The 18,332-nt window shown below is 63.8% G+C and carries 15 protein-coding genes; 2 read left to right on the top strand and 13 right to left on the bottom strand.

Annotation, left to right across the window (positions count from 1 at the left end; all coding sequences use genetic code 11):
* Window positions 1–17 precede the first annotated feature (17 nt).
* The 9 genes from FJ426_RS08580 to FJ426_RS08620 all read right to left on the bottom strand — a co-directional run bounded on the left by FJ426_RS08580 (window position 18) and on the right by FJ426_RS08620 (window position 10,250).
* Window positions 18–1,049 (bottom strand): hypothetical protein, encoded by a 1,032-nt coding sequence (locus FJ426_RS08580; RefSeq protein WP_140499046.1) that lies wholly within the window; start codon window positions 1,047–1,049, stop codon window positions 18–20.
* The gene (locus FJ426_RS08585) at window positions 1,046–1,867 is read right to left on the bottom strand and encodes a hypothetical protein (protein WP_140499048.1); all 822 of its coding nucleotides are present in this window, start codon (window positions 1,865–1,867) and stop codon (window positions 1,046–1,048) included. The genes FJ426_RS08580 and FJ426_RS08585 overlap by 4 nt, the downstream gene beginning before the upstream one ends.
* A complete protein-coding gene (locus tag FJ426_RS08590) occupies window positions 1,864–3,285 on the bottom strand; it encodes a hypothetical protein (protein WP_140499050.1) in 1,422 nt (473 codons plus the stop codon). Before FJ426_RS08590 ends, FJ426_RS08585 begins: the two co-directional genes overlap by 4 nt.
* Before the next feature lie 243 nt (window positions 3,286–3,528).
* On the bottom strand, window positions 3,529–4,299 hold the full coding sequence (locus tag FJ426_RS08595) for an exodeoxyribonuclease III (RefSeq protein ID WP_140499052.1): 771 nt from the start codon (window positions 4,297–4,299) through the stop codon (window positions 3,529–3,531).
* Between the two features lie 7 nt (window positions 4,300–4,306).
* The gene (locus FJ426_RS08600; RefSeq protein WP_140825160.1) at window positions 4,307–4,951 is read right to left on the bottom strand and encodes an alpha/beta family hydrolase; all 645 of its coding nucleotides are present in this window, start codon (window positions 4,949–4,951) and stop codon (window positions 4,307–4,309) included.
* 221 nt (window positions 4,952–5,172) lie between these two features.
* The gene (locus FJ426_RS08605) at window positions 5,173–6,294 is read right to left on the bottom strand and encodes a tetratricopeptide repeat protein (RefSeq protein WP_140685666.1); all 1,122 of its coding nucleotides are present in this window, start codon (window positions 6,292–6,294) and stop codon (window positions 5,173–5,175) included.
* On the bottom strand, window positions 6,291–7,196 hold the full coding sequence (locus FJ426_RS08610) for a Ku protein (protein WP_140556386.1): 906 nt from the start codon (window positions 7,194–7,196) through the stop codon (window positions 6,291–6,293). The genes FJ426_RS08605 and FJ426_RS08610 overlap by 4 nt, the downstream gene beginning before the upstream one ends.
* Before the next feature lie 222 nt (window positions 7,197–7,418).
* Window positions 7,419–9,905 carry a DNA ligase D gene (gene ligD / locus FJ426_RS08615; RefSeq protein ID WP_140559828.1) on the bottom strand — a complete coding sequence of 829 codons (2,487 nt, stop codon included), beginning with the start codon at window positions 9,903–9,905 and terminating at the stop codon, window positions 7,419–7,421.
* A gap of 120 nt (window positions 9,906–10,025) precedes the next feature.
* The gene (locus FJ426_RS08620) at window positions 10,026–10,250 is read right to left on the bottom strand and encodes a hypothetical protein (RefSeq protein ID WP_140499061.1); all 225 of its coding nucleotides are present in this window, start codon (window positions 10,248–10,250) and stop codon (window positions 10,026–10,028) included.
* A 342-nt stretch (window positions 10,251–10,592) separates the two neighbouring features.
* On the opposite strand from FJ426_RS08620, the gene FJ426_RS08625 reads away from it, so the two are divergent.
* Window positions 10,593–11,858 (top strand): NAD(P)-binding domain-containing protein, encoded by a 1,266-nt coding sequence (locus FJ426_RS08625; protein ID WP_140559829.1) that lies wholly within the window; start codon window positions 10,593–10,595, stop codon window positions 11,856–11,858.
* Window positions 11,859–11,965: 107 nt separating this feature from the next.
* Window positions 11,966–13,153 (top strand): ATP-grasp domain-containing protein, encoded by a 1,188-nt coding sequence (locus tag FJ426_RS08630; protein ID WP_140559830.1) that lies wholly within the window; start codon window positions 11,966–11,968, stop codon window positions 13,151–13,153.
* A 12-nt stretch (window positions 13,154–13,165) separates the two neighbouring features.
* Here the strand turns inward: FJ426_RS08630 and FJ426_RS08635 are convergent, their stop codons facing one another.
* The 4 genes from FJ426_RS08635 to FJ426_RS08650 all read right to left on the bottom strand — a co-directional run bounded on the left by FJ426_RS08635 (window position 13,166) and on the right by FJ426_RS08650 (window position 18,167).
* Window positions 13,166–13,984, bottom strand: coding sequence for a class I SAM-dependent methyltransferase (locus tag FJ426_RS08635; RefSeq protein WP_140825161.1), 819 nt, complete (start codon window positions 13,982–13,984; stop codon window positions 13,166–13,168).
* Between the two features lie 22 nt (window positions 13,985–14,006).
* Window positions 14,007–15,218 (bottom strand): GNAT family N-acetyltransferase, encoded by a 1,212-nt coding sequence (locus FJ426_RS08640; protein WP_140825162.1) that lies wholly within the window; start codon window positions 15,216–15,218, stop codon window positions 14,007–14,009.
* A 481-nt stretch (window positions 15,219–15,699) separates the two neighbouring features.
* A complete protein-coding gene (locus tag FJ426_RS08645) occupies window positions 15,700–17,001 on the bottom strand; it encodes a hypothetical protein (protein WP_181176933.1) in 1,302 nt (433 codons plus the stop codon).
* Window positions 16,998–18,167, bottom strand: coding sequence for a glycosyltransferase (locus FJ426_RS08650; protein WP_140674337.1), 1,170 nt, complete (start codon window positions 18,165–18,167; stop codon window positions 16,998–17,000). Before FJ426_RS08650 ends, FJ426_RS08645 begins: the two co-directional genes overlap by 4 nt.
* Window positions 18,168–18,332 lie beyond the last annotated feature (165 nt).

Raw genomic sequence — 18,332 nt, forward strand, 5'->3', positions numbered from 1 at the left:
TGACCATGCAACGCGCTTTAGCCGCCACGCCAGAGCCGTCTGAATAGACCCTGCCGCGTCGGCGCTCGATCATAACCCTCAAATGTCGCCGCAAGTTTGTCGAGCACATCGCTGGCCCGAAGCGCTTCCGCCGTGGACTGTTCCAGCCCGCGCCGAAGCTCCGCCACATCGCCAAGACGGGAAGAGAAATCGCTCATGGCGGTTTCGATCGCCCGCTGCAAACCGGCCACGACCGGCTCCAGCCGAACCTCGATGACCTTGTCGGGTGTCGACATGCCAGCGAGCTTGTCGGCCATCATCTGTGTCGCGGTCGCAATCTGCGTGCTGGCGCTGGTCAGGATGGCGTTGATATCGTGAACTGCCTTGGCTGTCTGGTCGATGCCGCCCCGCAGCTCCTTGGTGTCTATTCCGCTCTGCATCGCCAGCGAGGATGCCCTGATGTGCTCGGAAGCTTCCTTGGCGAGCAGGTCCAGAGACTGGACCAGGGATTTCGCCGAGGTTTCCACTTGCGTTCGTATCTCGTGATAGCCCTCTTGCAGCATCTGCTGGTTGGAGCGTTGGAAATGGTTCATCTCGCTCAGGATGCCATCGAGTTCCCGGCGCACCTTGCGGGATGCTTCTGCGAGCTCGAGACGTGACACGCGTTCCACTTCCATGGGGTCGCGTCGGAGCTGATTGAAGACGATGCGAAATGCAATGCCGGCGATGGTGGAGGCAACCGCGATGCCGAAATTGCGCACGATCTCGTCGACTGCGCCACCGCCTCCATACTGGTAAAGCGAAACGGCGAGGCTGGTGAGCGTGAAGATGAAGCCCATATAGTAGAAGTTGTCCCCGGTTTGGTCGTCGCGCAGCCGGAGCCCGCGCGCGATCATGATCATCGCCGCGTAGCCCATCATCAGCGCGATCGGCACGAAGGTAACGACGAATGCCGACACGGAAAGCGATTTGGCCACGACTATGTAGGCGGCGCCCAGGCCGGTAAAAACGATAAAGACCAATGGCGCCGCAGCGTCCAACTGCCGGCTGGCCACGCGCGGCCGCCTCACCCTTCAACTCCTTGCAACGACTTGGCAGAGCTGAAAACGCCGTGATTGTAATCAATCCACTGCTGCCAGAATGCCATCAACGCGACGCTGTCGACGGGCGACTTCGCCCGGCGTATGAGCCAGATCGACACATCGCTGCCAGCGAGATCCGTAGCGAAGCGGTTTGCCGCGGGCGACTTTTTGAAGGCATCGAAATCTGTGGCGCCGCGGTAGTGAGAGAAGAATTCGGTATTCTCGAACATGTCCGAAACGACAATCAGCCGCGAGGGGACCGCACGCGTTTTCTGGGCGACCAGATGGCTGACGGCTATCGACTGAATGCCGGCCATGATCGGCGAGCTGTCGGCCTTGTTTGCCTCGACCGCTTTTTCAAGCGCAACCAGCAGCGGCTGGCCGAATCCCGCTTGCCAACGCTCTCGCGCCAGCGCCGCATTGCCGGTGAAAGCACTGAGGTCGCCGCCATTGCCGGGGTTGCACAGCGAGAAGAGTTCTTTCGTATAGGGTACCGCTGATGTAAGGGCCCTGATCTCGAGCAAGCCACCGCGCTGGATGCCGGAGGCGGTATCGCGCAGCAGGGTCTGGATGTTCAGTTTGGTGACGTCAGCGATTGCATCCGTGGTATCGATCAGGATGATGGTTTGCGACGCAGCTCCGACGACCGGGCAAAGCCGATCGTCAAGTTCGACGAGTTGCGAGCGCGCCGAGACATAGACGTAGGTAAAGCCTATCGCGGCGGCAATGAGGCCGAGCGCGAATAGAATAATCCAGCCCCAGTTGACAAGGTTGGAAGGCGAGCGCCGGGACCGTCGACCGCTCATTGGGCTTCAGGCACCAGCACATCCAGTTCGCGATACTGCTTCAACGCAGCCTCGAACTGTTCACCCAAGGCGACCAGCATCTTGTCGAGGTCGCCTTGCGCATCCTTGATGGAAGCTTGCAATTCGTCGCTGTTCCATTCCCCGTCGCGGAAATACTGGACGCCGATGCGGCCGAGTTGGTATGGCCGCGAAAAGCGCTCCGGCGCGGGTGTCGTGCGTACAGCGATATTGGCGTCCCTGTAGATTCGGAACAGGCTGTTTGCCGCACGTTCAAGCTGAGCTTGGTGGGCGTCGAACAGCCCAACCAACCGAGAGCGATGGGCCACGATCGCATCGTGTTCTGTCCGCTGCTTGCTGAGGTCGGCGCGCGCATCGGCGAGTTCGTCCTCATAACCACTGCGAACATCGGAAAGCTCGCCGATCAGGCCTTGCCGCTTGTTTCGATAATTTGCCCGCGCCTCGTCAAGCCGGTGATCAACCGTGGCGTAGCCTGGATAAGTGTCACGCATGCTGAGCCCATCGATCAGGGCAAAGAGTGAAAACATCACACCGAGGAAGAAGAGTATCCAGGAGCGAAATTCGTTCAGCGCGAATGGCGCGCTTAGCAAGCGTCGCATCACCTCGTCGCCATTGGTCGCGATCGTTCCGGCAACCTCGCGGTAATGCGCCAGACCAAGATTGATGGCAATCGCTGCGCCGATATAGGCCGCGATGGCGAGAATGCCGACAAACTTACGGAAAATCGAGCGATGCGCGATCTCGCGCACGCCATAGAGGGCGAACATCAGCGCGACGCCGACATTGAGAATCGCGAAGATCAGCGCCTCGACGATGCCGCCGACCAGCCCGAGCTCGTTTCGCTTTGCAAGCAGTTCGCCATTGATGACGAGCTCTGCCATCACCAGCGCCACCACAAAGAGCCATTTCAACGTCGTACCGATGGCGGTGGTCTTCTTGCAGGGCCGGCGAAGCCCGTTCTGATCCTTGAAATCACGATGCCAGGACTCTGCCTCCTTCAGATCGCGACGCAGCCCATGCAGATCATCGATTCCCATCTGCAATTCGGCTTTCAAGTCGGAGAGACCAGCCGTGGATGCCGCTTTTATATTGGCAAAGCGCGATTCAAAGTCGAGGTCGATGAGACGCTGCCTGAACCCCGCAAGTTGGTTCTCCAGATGATCGTGGGATTGTTTCTGGGCGGCTCCGACCAATTCGATGATATCGTTTTCAACGGCATCGTAAGGTAGGTCATCGCTTTGAGGCAGATTCTCCCTGCCCCGCTTCTCGCCTTTCTCCGCAAGCCGCATATCCGTTGCAATGCGCTGGACGTCAATGTCGGGGAATGACTCTGTCGTCGGCCTATAGGCATGCGGCGGCCGCAACAGCCGTTGCTTGAGCTTTTCCAGTGACCCGAACATTCCACCCCACGTACACTCTTCCGACCACCCGGATCGAGGCTAGCGGTAAGCTCCGGATTCTTCAACGAGTTTCGCCCAATCGAAAGTGGAGCTTTTGCGGACGCAAAAGCACGGCAATTCCATCAGAATGACTGTCTACTGCTAGGGAGCCGTATTTTACTCTGCGCCGTATACTGTATGGTCGCTGTCGCCGAAGGGCGGAGAAAAAGAGAGCGGGCATTCTGCTTCGCCAAACGCCGCCCCTCACCGCAACTCCACCCACACCGGCGCGTGGTCGCTGGCGCCGTCCTCACCGCGCACGTCGCGGTCGATGCCGGCAGCCTTGAGCTTGCGGGCGAGCTTCTTCGACAGGAGGATATGGTCGAGCCGCAAGCCCGCATCGCGCGGCCAGCGGTTCCGCCGGTAATCCCAGAAGGTGTAGAGCGTCTCTTTGGGGTACACCTTGCGCAGTGCGTCCGTCCAGCCTTGCTCGATGAGCGCCGCAAAGGCTGCCCGGCTTTCCGGCTGTACCAGCGCGTTATCGTCGTAGGAGCGCGTGGCATAGATATCGCGCGGCTCGGGCACGATGTTGTAGTCGCCCGCCAGCACCACCGGCAGACCGGTGTCGAGCAACTGTTCGGCATGCGCCGCCAACCGTGCGTGCCAGGCGAGTTTGTACTGAAATTTCGGCCCCGGCTGCGGGTTGCCGTTCGGCGCGTACAGGCAGCCGATGACGATTCCGTTCACCGCCGCCTCGATGTAGCGGCTCTGCCTGTCGGCATCGTCGCCGGGCAGCACATCGCGCGTCAGCACCGGCTCGGCGCCCCGCGCCAGTATGGCGACGCCGTTCCAGGTCGGCTCCCCCTTCCACACCGCGCCGTAGCCGGCATCGGCCAGGGCAGTGCGCGGAAACTGCATATCGCGCGCCTTCAACTCCTGCAGGCAGACGACATCGGGTCTTGCCGCCGCCAGCCAGGTCAGCAGATTCTTCAGTCGGCTGTTGACGTTATTGATGTTGAAGGAGGCGATTTTCATCGGCGGGTCAAGAGACGAGCTTGCCCGTCCAAGCCTTCACCGTTTCGGCCAGCGTCTTCAGATGATCGGCGGTCGAAAACCCCGAGATGCTCTTGCGCGGCTTCAGATCGTGATCGCCATCCTCCAACCATACGACCTCGATGCTGTCGGAGGGCCCATAGCCGGCAATCTCGTCGGGCGTGCCGAACTCGTCGCGCGTGCCCTGGAAGATCAGCGTCGGTATCGTCAACCCGGCCAGATGCTTGGTCCGCAACTGCTCGGGCTTGCCGGGCGGGTGGAAGGGATAGCCGAGGCAAAGCAGGCCCGAGATTTCGCCCCTGGCAAACATCTCGTCCGCCACCATCGAGGCGACGCGACCGCCCATCGATTTGCCGCCGATGATCAACGTCCCGGTCACGCCCCTCGCCCTGAGGTCGGCGATCGCCTTGATGTATTCCGGGTTCACTGTCTCGGCGCGCGGCGGCGGCTTGCGGTGGCCATAGCGGCGGGACGCCATATAGTGGAACTCGAACCGCGCGACCTGAAAGCCTACTGCCGCCAGCGCCTTGGCGGTGGCGGTCATCGAAGGAGAATCCATCGACGCGCCGGCGCCATGCGCGAGCAGGATGGTAACGGGAGCTGTGTCGTCGCCGTCGAAGAGGAAGGTGGTCATGGAATAGGGCTCCCGTGGCTCGGCGTTGGTGACCCCTTCTCCCCTTGTGGGACCCGAAGGGCGGCGAGACCGTTGGCTCGCCCCGGGGGTGGTCTCGCGAAGCTCGGTCGGATGACGGGTGTTCCAGGGAACGCAAACGCCTCATTCCGTGACGCACCCCTCAACCGTCTCGGCGCTGCGCACCGATCCACCTTCTCCCACAGGGGAGAAGGAAAAGAGCCTTAGCCCGCCGTCCGCGCCAGCTGCATGTCCACGAACTGCACGCCCTTGGCCGCAACTCCAGCCCACTCCGACTCCGCGTCGAGCTCCAGATACCGCGCCCACAGCCGCCGCGCTTCCAGCAGATTGCCGGCGTCGAATTCGAGCCGGGCGAGATTGAAAACCGGATCGGCGTAATTGCCGTCGAGCGCGATCGCCTTCCACAAGTGCCTTCGCGCCGACGCCGTCTTGCCCTCCTCGCTCATTAGCCCGGCGAGATTGAACCAGGCCTCGACGAAAGCCGGATCGAGCTTGATCGCGCGCGCATAGTCATGGGCCGCTTCCGCCGGGTGGCCGCCGGCGCGCAGGCAGTTGGCGCGGTTGAAGGCTGCGATCGCGTCGCCTGGATCGATGGCAAGGCAGCGCCGGTAGAGCGCGGCGGCACCATCATGGTCGCCGCCCTCCTCCGCCGCTTCGGCCTCGGCGAACAGCTCTTCCAGCGGATCGTCGTCGGAGGCGCCGAGATCGAACAGCAATTGCCCGTCGAGCTCGCTCTCGCCGCCATCCAGATAGATCGCATCGGGCCGCCCGGATGCCGAGCCGACCGCGAGCGACTTGGCGGTGAGCGAAGCCACCGGGCCGGAACGATGCACCGAGCGCGCGATCGCGCCCCATGTCGCGCCGCCGGCGACCAGCCCGGCATATTTGCGCGCCAGGATCAGGTCGCGGAAGGAATAGGGTTCCGAGTCATGTTCGAAGGCATCGAACAGCGACAAGAGATCGAGGTCGGCGCCGGATAGCTGCGACTGATCGATCAGCGATTGCCGCGACAGCGAGGAGGCCTCAGGCGCCTTCATCAGTCCGAGCAGGCGCAGAAAACCGTTCTCGCTGAGCAATGTGCGCCCGGCGCCGCGCTCGGCGGCGACGCGGCGTTCGACCTCGACATCGCCGGTCTTCGTGAGCCCGGCTTTGACCAGCCCGGCCTTGACCAGCAGACCGCGACCGAACACGACATGCGTGGTGCGCCGGATAACACCGCGCCTGAGTTCGCCATGCTGGCGCGCGACCTCGCGCGCCGCCAGCCTGAGCGGAAACGCCGCCAGCGCGCCGATCGTGCCGAATATCGCGCCGGCTGGTGCCGTCACTTCTTGCTCTTGCCGACCGCCTTCAGCAGGTTGGCTTTCAGCGGATTTTCAGCAGCGCCGCCCACAGCCGTCTTTTTGGCGGGCTTGGCGGGCGTCTCGTCGGCCTTGCTCTTCGACTTGGCCGGCGGCTTCGACTGCGACAGGCTCGCCTTCAGCGCATCCATCAAATTGATGACGTTGCCGCGCTCGGGTGCCGCCGCGATGATGGGCTTGTGGCCCTTCAGCTTCTCGCGGATCATCGCCATCAGCGCGATCTCATAGCGATCCTCGTAGTTCTTCGGATCGAAGGTGGTTTCCTTCTGCTTGATCAGCGCTTCGGCCAGTTGCAGCATTTCAGGATCCGGGTTGCCCGCAGGGATGTTGCCGAAATATTCAGCCGTGCCGCGCACTTCGTTCGGGTTCCTCAACGTACACACGAACATGCCGTTTTCGCGCGCGCCGATCGTCACCACGCGCTCGCGGCTGGACAGGACCAGCCGGGCGATCGCCAGCTTGCCGGATTTGCGCATCGCTTCGCGCAGCACGGCGAAAGTCTCCTCCGCCATCGCGCCGTCCGGCGCCATGTAATAGGGCGCGTCCTGGTAGATGACGTCGACCTCGTCCTCGTCGACGAAGGCCTCGATGTTCATCGTGTGGTTGGATTCGATGCGCACCGCGTCGAGGTCGCTATCGTCGATGATGATGTACTGCTTGTCCTCGTACTCGTAGCCCTTGACCAGGTCCGAACGCTCGACCAATCCGAGTTCCGGATCGACCGGCTTCATGTTGATGCGGTTGTGGGTCTTCTTGTGCAACTGGTTGAACGAGATGCGCTCGCTGGCGCTGGTGGCGGGGTATAGCCGCACCGGACAGCTCACCAGACTGAGCTTGAGGTAACCTTTCCAACTTGCCCTGGGCGCCATGATGAACTCCTACGCGGCCATGCACTGAAACTTTTCGCAGCGCTTTCGTCCGAAGGACGAACAAGGCTGCGTAAATCCTACACCGACCCCGCACCTTACCGGCAAATCCTGACGAAATGTTTTAGGACGCCGGAAGGGCCGCGAGTAGAGAATAATTCAAATTGTCAAAAGCGTCGATGGACTTGGGTTTCTTCGCCCTCGCGAAGCGGGGAGGAAACCAATCTATTTGAACGTAGGCAAATCCCGAGCAAACTCGTCGATCTCAGCCCACGGATCGCCCGACGTTTCCAAGAGTCCCGGCAGCGACGCATAGTTCAGGTCCTGCGGCGCGTCGATCGTCTCCAGATCCGCCCAGCTCACCGGTGTCGAGGCCGGCAGGTTGGTGCGGGCGCGCAGCGAATAGGGTGCGGCGGAGGTGTGGCCGCGCGCGTTGCGGTGATAGTCGATGAAGATGCGCTTCTTGCGGTTGTCCTTGCCCATTGTGGTGGTGAAGGTGTCCGGCGCGCTTGCCGCCAGATGCGCGGAAATAGCGCTGGTCGCCTGGTGCAGCGTCTTCCAGTTCTGCCTGGCCGTCACCGGCACGGTGATATGGATGCCCTTGCCGCCCGAGGTTTTGGCAAAGGGCACCAGCCCCAGTTCCTCCAGTTCGCCCTTGATGTGCACGGCGGCCTCCACCACTTCGCGCCAGGAGATCCCTTCGCCCGGATCGAGATCGAAGACAATCTGGTCGGGCCTGTCGAGGCTGGTGCGATGCGTACCCCAGGTGTGGAACTCGACCACGCCGAACTGCGCCAGCGCCAGATAGCCCTTTGCGCCCTCGACCGAGAGGTAGGATTTGGTCTCACCCTCGGAGTTGGTCGCCTCGAAGGTGGCAACCGAAGGCGGCATGCCGGTGAAGGCGTGGCGCTGGAAGAAGCAGTCCTTCGGCAGGCCGGTCGGGCAGCGCACCAGCGATACCGGGCGCCCGAGAATATGCGGCAGCATGAAATCGCCGACCAGCGCGTAGTAGACGGCGATGTCGAGTTTGGTCGGCCCGGTCTTGCCGAACAGGCGCCTGGTCGGGTTGGTTACCCAGATCGTGGCGAGGTCAGCCTCCGCGATCAGCCGCTTGCGCTTGGCCGAAACCGGCGTCGAGAGGCCGACATCCCTGAGGCCGCGAAACACCGCATGGCGCAGAGCATTGTCCGCCGTGCGGTTGGCATAATGGATATGGGCTGAAAACAGCGGCTTCACCCAATGCATCTCGCGCATGATTTCGCGCGGCGCGCCTTCGGGCGCCATGGCGCCTGATGTGAGCGGCTCCAGCCGGGCCAGAAGATCGGCCGCGGTCTCGGCGTCGAAGCCGGTGCCGACCTTGCCGCGATAGTGAAGCTCGCCGTCCTCGAATTCGGCAAGGCCAAGCGCCGCCAGCCCCTCGGCTGCATCCGAAACGGTGTAGCCGGCGATGACAAAATCGCCGGTTTGCAGCGCCTTCGTCTTGGTCCAGCTCTTCGTGCGGCCGCTCTGGTAGGTCGCGGTTGCGCGCTTGGAGACGACGCCTTCCAGGCCAAGCTCCGAGGCCTGGTCGTAAAGCCCCTGCCCGTCGCCGCCCACGTGATCGCTGTACTGGATCGCGGAGTTGGCGCGCAGGCCGGCGAGCAGTTCGGCCAGCAGCGCCTTGCGCCTTTCCAGCGGCGCCTTGCGCAAATCCCAGCCGTCGAGATGCAGGAGATCGAAGGCGTAGAAATGCAGCTTGCTGCCGGCGCCCTCCGCCAGCGCGTCCTGCAGAAGCGCGAAGCGGGAAATGCCCTTGCCGTCGAGCACGACGATCTCGCCGTCGATGATGGCCTCCCGGCACGGCAGCTTGGCGAAGGCATGCGGCAGATCGCCATAACGCTTGGTCCAGTCGATGCCGCCGCGGGTGATCAGCCTGACCTCGCCACCTGTCAGATGCGCCATGGTGCGGTAGCCGTCGAACTTGATCTCATGCAGCCAGGACTCGCCGGTGCGGTCGCCAGGATCGTCACCGCCCGGCGGTTTCGGCACCTGTGTCGCCAGCTGCGGCTCTATGCGGGCGGCGGGAGAGGCCTTGACCGCGCCGGGCAAGGCGCCGGGCTTCAGCGTGCCGGGCCTTGGCGCAGCCTTGGCCGGCGGCGGCGCCACCAGCTCCTCGATACGGCGGCCGGATTTCACGCTCTCCGGCCGCTCTTCGAGGATGTCGAGCGTGGGATTGGAAGCGAGATCGCGCTCCTTAAACAGAAGCCAATTCTTCTTGCCCTCCTCTTCGCCGGGCTTCGGCTTCAGCCTGGTCAACATCCAGCCGCCATTGAGCTTTTTCCCGGCCAGCCGGAACTTGAAGGCGCCGGTGCGCAAGCTCTTCTCGACATCCTCCATCGGCGCCCAGCTGCCCGTGTCCCAGACGATCATCGGCCCGCCGCCATACTCGCCTTCGGGAATGACGCCCTCGAAGTCGATATATTCGAGCGGATGGTCCTCGGTCTCGACCGCCAGCCTTTTGTCGGCCGGATTGAGCGAAGGTCCGCGCGGCACCGCCCAGCTCTTCAGCACGCCGCCGACCTCAAGGCGCAGGTCGTAGTGATCCGCCGTGGCATGGTGCTTGTGGACGACGAAGCGGTTGCCCTCCTCGGCGATCAACCCACCCGCCGGTTCCGGCGTCTTCGAGAATTCGCGCTTGGCGCGGTAAGGTTTGAGCTTGGAGGGCGTCGTCATGGCATCGACCGTCGCAAGCCAGCCAATTGCAACAACAGAGCGCCATGCCTGCTCGAACGGTCCGATGCGGCATGTATCAGGGTGACTAGCCGAAACGTCGCTGCCAACCAGTCACCACGCTCAATCGTCGGCCGCCGGCGTCAGTTCGAGCTCAGCGGGCGACAGGCCCTGCCGCAGCTGGCTCAAGCGGAATTCGTCGACCCAGTAGGCCTCGCCATCGACCAGCACGCGCGCCCTATAGGTGCCGCCTGAAAAACTCTGCGCGGTGATGTAGACCTTGTGGCGGTCGAGCGCCTTGCGCACCGCGGCACGCTTGGAGTTCTGGCTGTTCACGGCACTGGACATGCGCTTCGCCCTCGGTCGCCCTGACACGGAACTCGACCGCTCTTCGCGGTCCGGCGACTGGCCCCAAGGATGGCGGAGAGCGGCGCGGGTGTCAATTTCCTCGCCGCGGCGGCTTCCCTGCAAGACGCAAGCATAGCCGACGGCATCGGCTCGATTATGTCCGCGAACCTGTGGGCTGGAACAATATGACATCTTGTTTGGCATATGCGCCGAGGCGGCTCGGCGCTTCTGCTTTCCGCATTGTTAACCTCGGCGCGCCTAGGAATAGGGCGGGCTCCGGCCGCGGCGCCAATGCGTCAGAGCGGCGCGGGGATGGCGCGGCCATCCAGGAGAACAAGGTTCATGACCGCTTCCGTGCGAAGCAATGACTGTGAAGTGGCTGTTGTCGGCGCCGGACCTTTCGGACTTGGCGTCGCCACGGCGCTCAGGGCAGCTGATGTAGACGTGCTTGCCTTTGGCAGCCCGATGGGCTTTTGGCGCGAGAACATGCCTCGGGGCATGCGGCTTCGCTCGCCCTGGCGCGCAACCTTTATCGGCAACCCGAACGGCCCGCTCTCCCTCGATTCCTACGCCAGCGGCCAGCGCGTCCAATTGCGCGAGCCATTGCTGCGGCAAGATTTCGTCGACTATGGAATGTGGGTTCAGGCTCAGGCGGTTCCGGATCTCGACACGCGCATGGTGAGCCGTGTCGAACGGACCAATGCGGGATTCCGGCTGATCCTTGCCGACGGCGATGTGGTGCGCGCCGGCCGCGTCGTCGTCGCCATGGGCCTGAAGAACCAGGAACTGGTGCCCGCCGCCTTCACCGGCCTGCCCTCCGAATTGGTCAGCCATACCAGCGCGCACACCGGATTCGAAGCCTTTGCCGGCAAGCATGTCGCCGTCGTCGGGCGCGGACAAAGCGCCTGCGAATCCGCCGTCCTGCTGAGAAAGGCGGGAGCCGATGTCGAACTCGTCTGCCGAGGCGACATCCATTGGCTGGGCGCGCCGTCCAGCAGCCGGGGCCGCAATGTGCTAGGCGCCGCCGAGGAACTCCTGGCGTCGCCCTCGCGCGTCGGCCCCTTCCCGTTGTCCTGGCTGATCGAGGCGCCGGGTCTCGTGCATGGTTTGCCGGCGGCGGCACGACGCTGGGTCAATGCGCGTGGCCTCAGGGCCGGCGCGTCGGGCTGGCTGCTGCCGGACTTCGGCGGCATCGAGGTCAAGGCCGGCCGCGTGATCGTCGGCGCCTCCGCCAGCAACTCCGGAATAGACTTGCGGTTCGAGAACGGCTCGACCGCTTACGATCACGTCCTTCTCGCGACCGGCTATCGCATAGACATCGGCAAGCTCGGGCTCTTCGCCCCCGATTTCCTCGATGCGATAGCCTGCCGTGACGGATCGCCTGTCCTTTCCACGGGACTGGAATCGAACATTCCCGGCCTGCATTTTGTCGGCGCCAGCGCGGTCGCGAGTTTTGGCCCGTTAATGCGTTTCACCGCCGCCACCCCGTATGCGGCGCAGGCCGTCACCCGTTTCATACGCACTGCCAGAAGCAAGGGGCAGAACGCACGGCGCTCCACCGTGAGACTGGGCGAAGCCTCGGTTCCCGCCGGCCCGAAGCCGCGTTGAGCATCGCGGGCCCCGCCATGTATCAGCGCGATCAGGCGGGGCTCTCGCCTGTCAAAGCGGAAGAGCTGGGCAACCGGCCGTGCCGGACAGCATGTGAGGATGTAGGCTTGGCGACGTCAGGCGCAGTGTTTCTTGGGGGCGCGCACGGCACGCTTGCCCTGGCGCGCAGCCTCGGCGCGCAAAAAGTGCCCCTCACCTACATCACCAATGATTCGCCGCTGCCGGGCTGGTCGCGATTTGTCGGAGCCACCATCCGCTGGCCCGGCCCAAACGATGAGCGGGCGCTGCCGTTTCTGCTGGAAGCGGCGCGTAAACACCGGCTGGAGGGATGCCTCCTGATCCCGGCCGCCGATCCAGAGGTTCGCCTGGTCTCGGAAAACCTCGCCGCCCTGTCGGCGATCTATAAGATCTTGCTGCCTTCCTGGGATGCGTTGCAGTGGGTCTGCGACAAGCCGTTCCTCTACAGGCGGGCAACCGAGTTGCGGCTGTCCATTCCAAGGACCTATGACATCGCGTCCATGGCGCAGGCCTCATCCCTGGACATGGTTTTTCCGGTCGTTCTCAAGCCTCACATGGGCGGCGGCAACACCCGCATCGCCAGGGCCAAGGTCGTCCAGGCCGACGACAGGGCCTCATTTCTTGCCGCCTATCGCGACGCGGCCGAACAGATCGGCGGCCAAAACGTCGTCGTGCAGGAGCGCGTGCCGGGCGGGGGAGAAAGCCAATTCTCTTACGCCGCGCTCTGGAACGAGGGCAAGCCGATCGCGGAGTTCACCGCGCGCCGCTCGCGGCAGTATCCGGTCGACTTCGGCTATACCAGCACCTTCGTCGAGATCGTCGACGAGCCCCGCGCCGTCGCTGCCGCGCGCACATTGCTGTCGTCGATCGGCCATAGCGGCCTGGTCGAGGTCGAATTCAAGCACGATTGTCGCGACGGCACGCTCAGGCTTCTCGACGTCAATCCGCGCCCCTGGTCGTGGTTCGGACTTTGCGCGCCTGCCGGCGTCGACCTGGGGGCGATGCTGTGGGAGACAGTGAACGGCCGGGCCACCGCAGCCGCTACCGCTCGCCCGGGAACGGCATGGATGTATCTGGCCCGCGACGCTGTTTCATCCGTGACGCTGATGCTGGGCGGCAGGCTTGGCATCGCGGCCTATGTCAACTCCTTCGCGACGGTTCGATCCTGGGCGGCGTTCGCCTCAAACGATCTGCTGCCGGGGCTGATCGAGCTGCCGCTGACGGCATGGCGGGTGCTGACGAGACGGCTGCTGAACCCGGCCGGCCGCCGGCGCTGACAAAATCGCTCTTTATGACGGCCGGTAGTCGAAGATCGCGTAATCGATGGTCCGCACCGCGTCGAGGAAACGCGGCATGGGCGGCGTCACGCGTTGGTGGAAAGACCCGGCATCGTGGATGGCGGGCTTCGCCCATTCGATGGCCCTGTGGCTCGAACTGCCGTAAACGACGAGGCAGGGCCGCGGGTGCCGTTCCAGCGACGACATGAGATTGCCCAGCACGATTTCGAACACGTCCCTGGAAAAGGGATTGTAGAAATAGACCAGCAGCGGCGTCGGCGGGAACTCATACGTCGCGGCATCCGCTTCGATAACTGCAATCTGGCGGCATTTCTGGGCCGGGCTCTTGTATCGCTCGATGTTGCGCCGGGCGATTGCGACGAGCTCCCGCGCGAACTCCACACCGACAATCGCGGCGAACGGGTAGTGCGAGGCCAGCAGGAGCGTGCGCGACTTGCCCGAACCGATATCGATGAAGGTGTAGTCTGCAAGATCGTCCGTCAGCCTGTCCATGATGAAGGCGAAGGATCTGGGCGACGTGCAGACGCATTCATTGCCCTGGTCCCGGTGCGGTCCGACGACATCGAGCGCGTCGAGCCGGATCGAACCCGCCGTGTCGACGCCATTGTCGCGATCCCACTGGCGCGCCAGCCGGTCGGCAACGAGATGGCGGATGTTGCGTGCGACGAAGCGGCCGCTGTCACCAAGGCCATGCCGCCGCACGAGCCGGAGCGGTTCGAGGATTCCTTGCTGCCGGACGAACCGCAGCGCCCTTGCGATGCGTCCCCTCGATCTGTCCTGCAAATTGATGCTGTGCGTTTCACGGTTCATTGCGGATCGGCTCGGTTGCCTGTCAGCGCAAGCGGCGCAGGCCGCGTACCAGGCCTTGGCCGGCCTTGAGCAGCCGCGGTTTGGAGCGAATGAAAAGCTCGATCCGGCAGCGCAGCGAAATATAGGCGGTGGCGCCCCATCCCCGCAGCGTCATCGACTGGCACAGTTCGGCCAGGACCGAACTGGTGGCGCCGATATGCTCCTTATAGCCCTGGCTGCCGACCGAAAGGTCGAAATAGTCGAACCCGTGCCCGCGCCCCCACATCATCAGCTTGCCGAACATCGTCAGTCCCGGCGGGGCGACGGCATTCTGGTCGATCCCGAGCAACAGGGTATGCAGCGTGCCTTTCCTGACCAGTACATAGATGACGGCGAGCCAGGCTTCCCCTCCGCGCAATCCGAAGATGCGCACCGAGCCGTCGGAAAGGCCATGCAGCGCGGCAACTCGGTAGAAGTCGACGACGGGTTCCTGCGTCAAGAGGTCGAAACGGCCGAGCTCGCGAAACCGCTTCAGTCGCAGTTCAAGGAGCGTGTCAAAGAGCGTTTCCGTAAGCGCCGGCGTGTCGGCCTCGACCAGGCTCAGGCCACCGAGCTTTTCGAGGCGGCGGCAATGCTTGTGAAAGCTCTTGGCGAAGGAGGGCCTGCAGATGCGCTTGATGAGCGTTTCCGGTTCGCCGTGCAGGACAAGGCCGGAGGTGATCTGGAGGGAATCGTGCGCCGCCGAAAGCAGCGCCAAAGGATTGGCGACTCGTTGGATCTGTTGCGGGATTCCCAAGATATGGATGCGATCCGCCGGTGGCAGCACGGCGCGGACTGCCGCCCATGCGGCGTCGGCGCCTTGCCTGGTCCATGCCCTGTCATCCGCCAGCAGCGGTGCCGAATAATCGCAGACGCCGCAGCTCAGCCATTCGATCACGGAGTGGCCCAGCGCCCGGCGCCGCATCAGCGGCAAAAGCATGACCGGCGCGCCCGTGGCGGCGTCGTTGACCTCGACGACAAGCAGTTCCGCGCCTTTGGGCATCAGCCGTTTGGCGATCCCCTCGACCCAAGCATAATGCTGATGCGCGGTGCACACGCCATCGGCCTGAAATCGCAGCCAGAGCGGCTTTACAGCGTCGAGGCTGGTGTGCAGCCGGGCTTTGAAGCACGCGGCTGTACCGGCGCTGGCGGCAGTCGGGGACAATAGCCCGTCGGATAGATCCGTGTTGGGAGCCGTTCCCGTGGCTTGCCACATGCTTCTCCTGTCCTCCCGGCCGGCCATAAACATCGTCCACGCAAGCAGTGTAAATCCCGCCAACTCAGGACCGCCTCGGGCAGCCGTGCGTTGGAGCGCACGAAAGCCATGGTTGCGGACCAATGGCAGCGCTTGCGATACCCCCCGCATCGTAAACCACGGCAAAGTTCGGTCAGGACCAGACCTTTGGCGCCCATTATGTTCGTTGCTTTCGCCTACCGGCCGATGGCCGAACTAGTCGAACCTTTGCCCGCGTGCCCAGCTCGTCGACCTGCCATGAGGCCCGGTGAGACGTTGGGCACTTGCGCTCAGGTCGATCGCTAGCATCAAAGCATGAACGGTGCGTTGATGGACACTCAGAAATTGCACCGATCGGTCGTGCCACGCCGGGGCCATTCGTGAGACCACGCCGACGACAAACAGGGGCCTTCCCGCCGTGCGTCCGTTACATCCTCACTGCCTCGCCTGCCACCGGTCTCTGCTACCGTTTTACCGGGGCGAACGGGACCGACCGCCGCCACCCGCCCAACCATCGGTCGCGCTGTTGGTCCGGGTGCTCGATGTTCCATATGCGGTGACGCGCGAAATACCATGATGCCGCAAGGACGAAGATTTCGGAGACCGCGGAACCCAACAGCGACCACGGCGGAGGCGCGATTGCCAGCAGGATTGCGATCAGCGCCAGCCCGACGACTGCGCCACCGGTCGTGATGAAGGCGACGGTCCGGAAATCGCCGAGGATCTCAAGGATGATGCGAGGCATGACATAAAGCATGACCGGGATGAAATTCGCGATCACGAAAAGTCCGATGAATCCGACCGAGGCATCCTGGAGGGCCTGGGATTTTATCATCGGCAGGACGAATAGGATGGCACATCCATAGACGAGGCCACCGATCCCCATGACCAGCGACCAGATCTTCGCTTGCGCCCAGACACGACCTGTTTCGTTGTTGCGCATCAGCTTCGCCAGCTCCGGCTGCGTCATGTTGAAGAGAGCAAGGCTGATGATGCGCAGTGGGGCAAACAGCACGAGGACCGCCGCCAGCGGTGCGTAAGCGGCGGGTCCGGCAATGCCCGCGACCAGCAGGGCCAGGCATTGACCCTGGATGTTTGTGGTGGTCGCGCTGAACGCCGACCAGCGCAGCTGCGGCCAGAGCCTTGTATAGCGGCGGCGCGTCGGCATGCGGAAGCTGATGCGAGGTGTGCGGCGCGCCAGCCGAACCAGGACGACGATGCCGAGCAGATTTGCGGCCGCAAGCGCATAAAACACGGTTTGCAGCGCGTCCCTCGCCAACCACATGGTCAGTCCGGTCAGGATGATGCCGGTAATCGTGAAAGCGGCGTCGCTGATGGAGACGATCACCTGCTGGCGCCGAGCGAACAGTGCCGTGCGCATGTGGCTGCGCAGCGACCATGCGCCGACGAAGCAGCCGGCGGCGATGCCGCTCGGATCGCCCAGCAGATGCATCAGGATCGCCGTGCTGCCCGCCATCAGCAGCGACACCACAAGCGCCGCTGTTCCGAAGGCCACGTCATGGGCATCGACGCCGGCACTGTTGGTGCTCTTGCCCATCCATATCGAGGCGGGGACGGCAGTGAGCGAGCGGATGTACGACAGGCCGACGCCGCCCATCACCATGCCGATGGCGAAGAGACCGTAACCTTGCGCCGACAGTATGTGCAGCAGCGCGATGTTGAGGGCAAAGTGAAAGCCGCTCTGCATCGCCTCGCCGCCGACCATCAGCACGAGGCGTCGCAGCAGATGGACCGGGAATTTCACGGCCGGGTCTCCGCCTGGCGGGCGGTTGCCGGCCTGCCCGGCCTCGCCATCGTCACTTTCAGCTTGTCGGCGGCGATCGCCGCGATCGCGGCCGCTGCGACCGGTTCGCTGAAGACTGTCTCGTAGCGCGCACGGCCGGCGGCAATAAAACCGCGCCAGGCCTCGGGCCGCAGGATGATCGCCTGCAATTTCGCGGCAAGGGCGGCGGCGTTGTTCGGCGGAACATGCCAGCCGGTCTCCCCGTCGCTGACCACCTCGACCAGCCCGCCGATCGCCGATACCAGTGGCGGCCGACCATAGGCCATCGCCTCGATGGCGACGCGGCCCAGCGATTCCGGGCGCCGCGACGGAACGGTGACGATGTCGGCCCAGCGGTAGTGTTGCGAGGGGTCCGGTATGAACGGCAGCACGCTGACGCGATCGGCCAATCCCATGGTGTTCACCAGCTCGGCCAAGGCCAGTTCGCGCTCGGTGCTTTCGAAAGCGCCGCCCACCAGCCGCACTTCGATGCGCGAGCGCAATTCCGGCGGCATCGAGGCGACCGCCTCGAGCAGCACTTCCTGGCCCTTGATCCTGTTGATGCGGCCGAGCAGCAGTACCCGCAACGGCCGGCTGCCGTCATAGCGCATCGGCTCGGCCGCCGGCGGGCCCGCAACGCCATTATAGACCACATGCGTGCGTGAACGTCCGGCAATGCCGAAAGCGGCGCGCGTGGCGCGTGAATTGAAGATCAGGTCGGCATGGCTCCAGCGCATCAAGGCGACCAGGATCGTGCGCATGAAACCTTCGGGGATCTCGTGGATATGCAGGACAGCCTTGTGAGGCAGCAGGCGGGCGGCCAGCGCATAGTCGGCCACGATCGAGGTGTTGACATAGACCAGATCGCATTGCCTCAGACGTCGCCATGCCCGCCATAGGGCCAGCGGCAGGCGCGCCATCTCGACGGTCGCGAGGCGCAGGATGGCTTGGCGCCGCAACACCCAGAGCGGCTCGAAGACGATCCGGCTGGCATGCGGTTCGAGGATCTGCACGATCGGCCCGCTGCGCGGCAGCACGACTTCGATGTCGGCGGACGGAAACGCGGCGCGCAGGGCTGCGACGCTTTCCGCGAAGCTTCGGTCGGAGCCATAGAGTTCGTAGCCCTGATGAACGCAGGCAATCCGCATCTTAATATCCCGCCAGGTTCATACCCCATCCAGCATCGCGCGAGGCGGATGGCTGCCGAAGTCCAGGAGCAAGGATCATGCCCGGTCCGCTTTCCCCGGCGGTTAGGCCGAGGAACCCCGGCAACGCCTCGTTTCGATACAGATACGCCCGGAAAGTTGACCGAT

The organism is Mesorhizobium sp. B2-6-4, assembly GCF_006441495.1.
Lineage (GTDB): Bacteria > Pseudomonadota > Alphaproteobacteria > Rhizobiales > Rhizobiaceae > Mesorhizobium.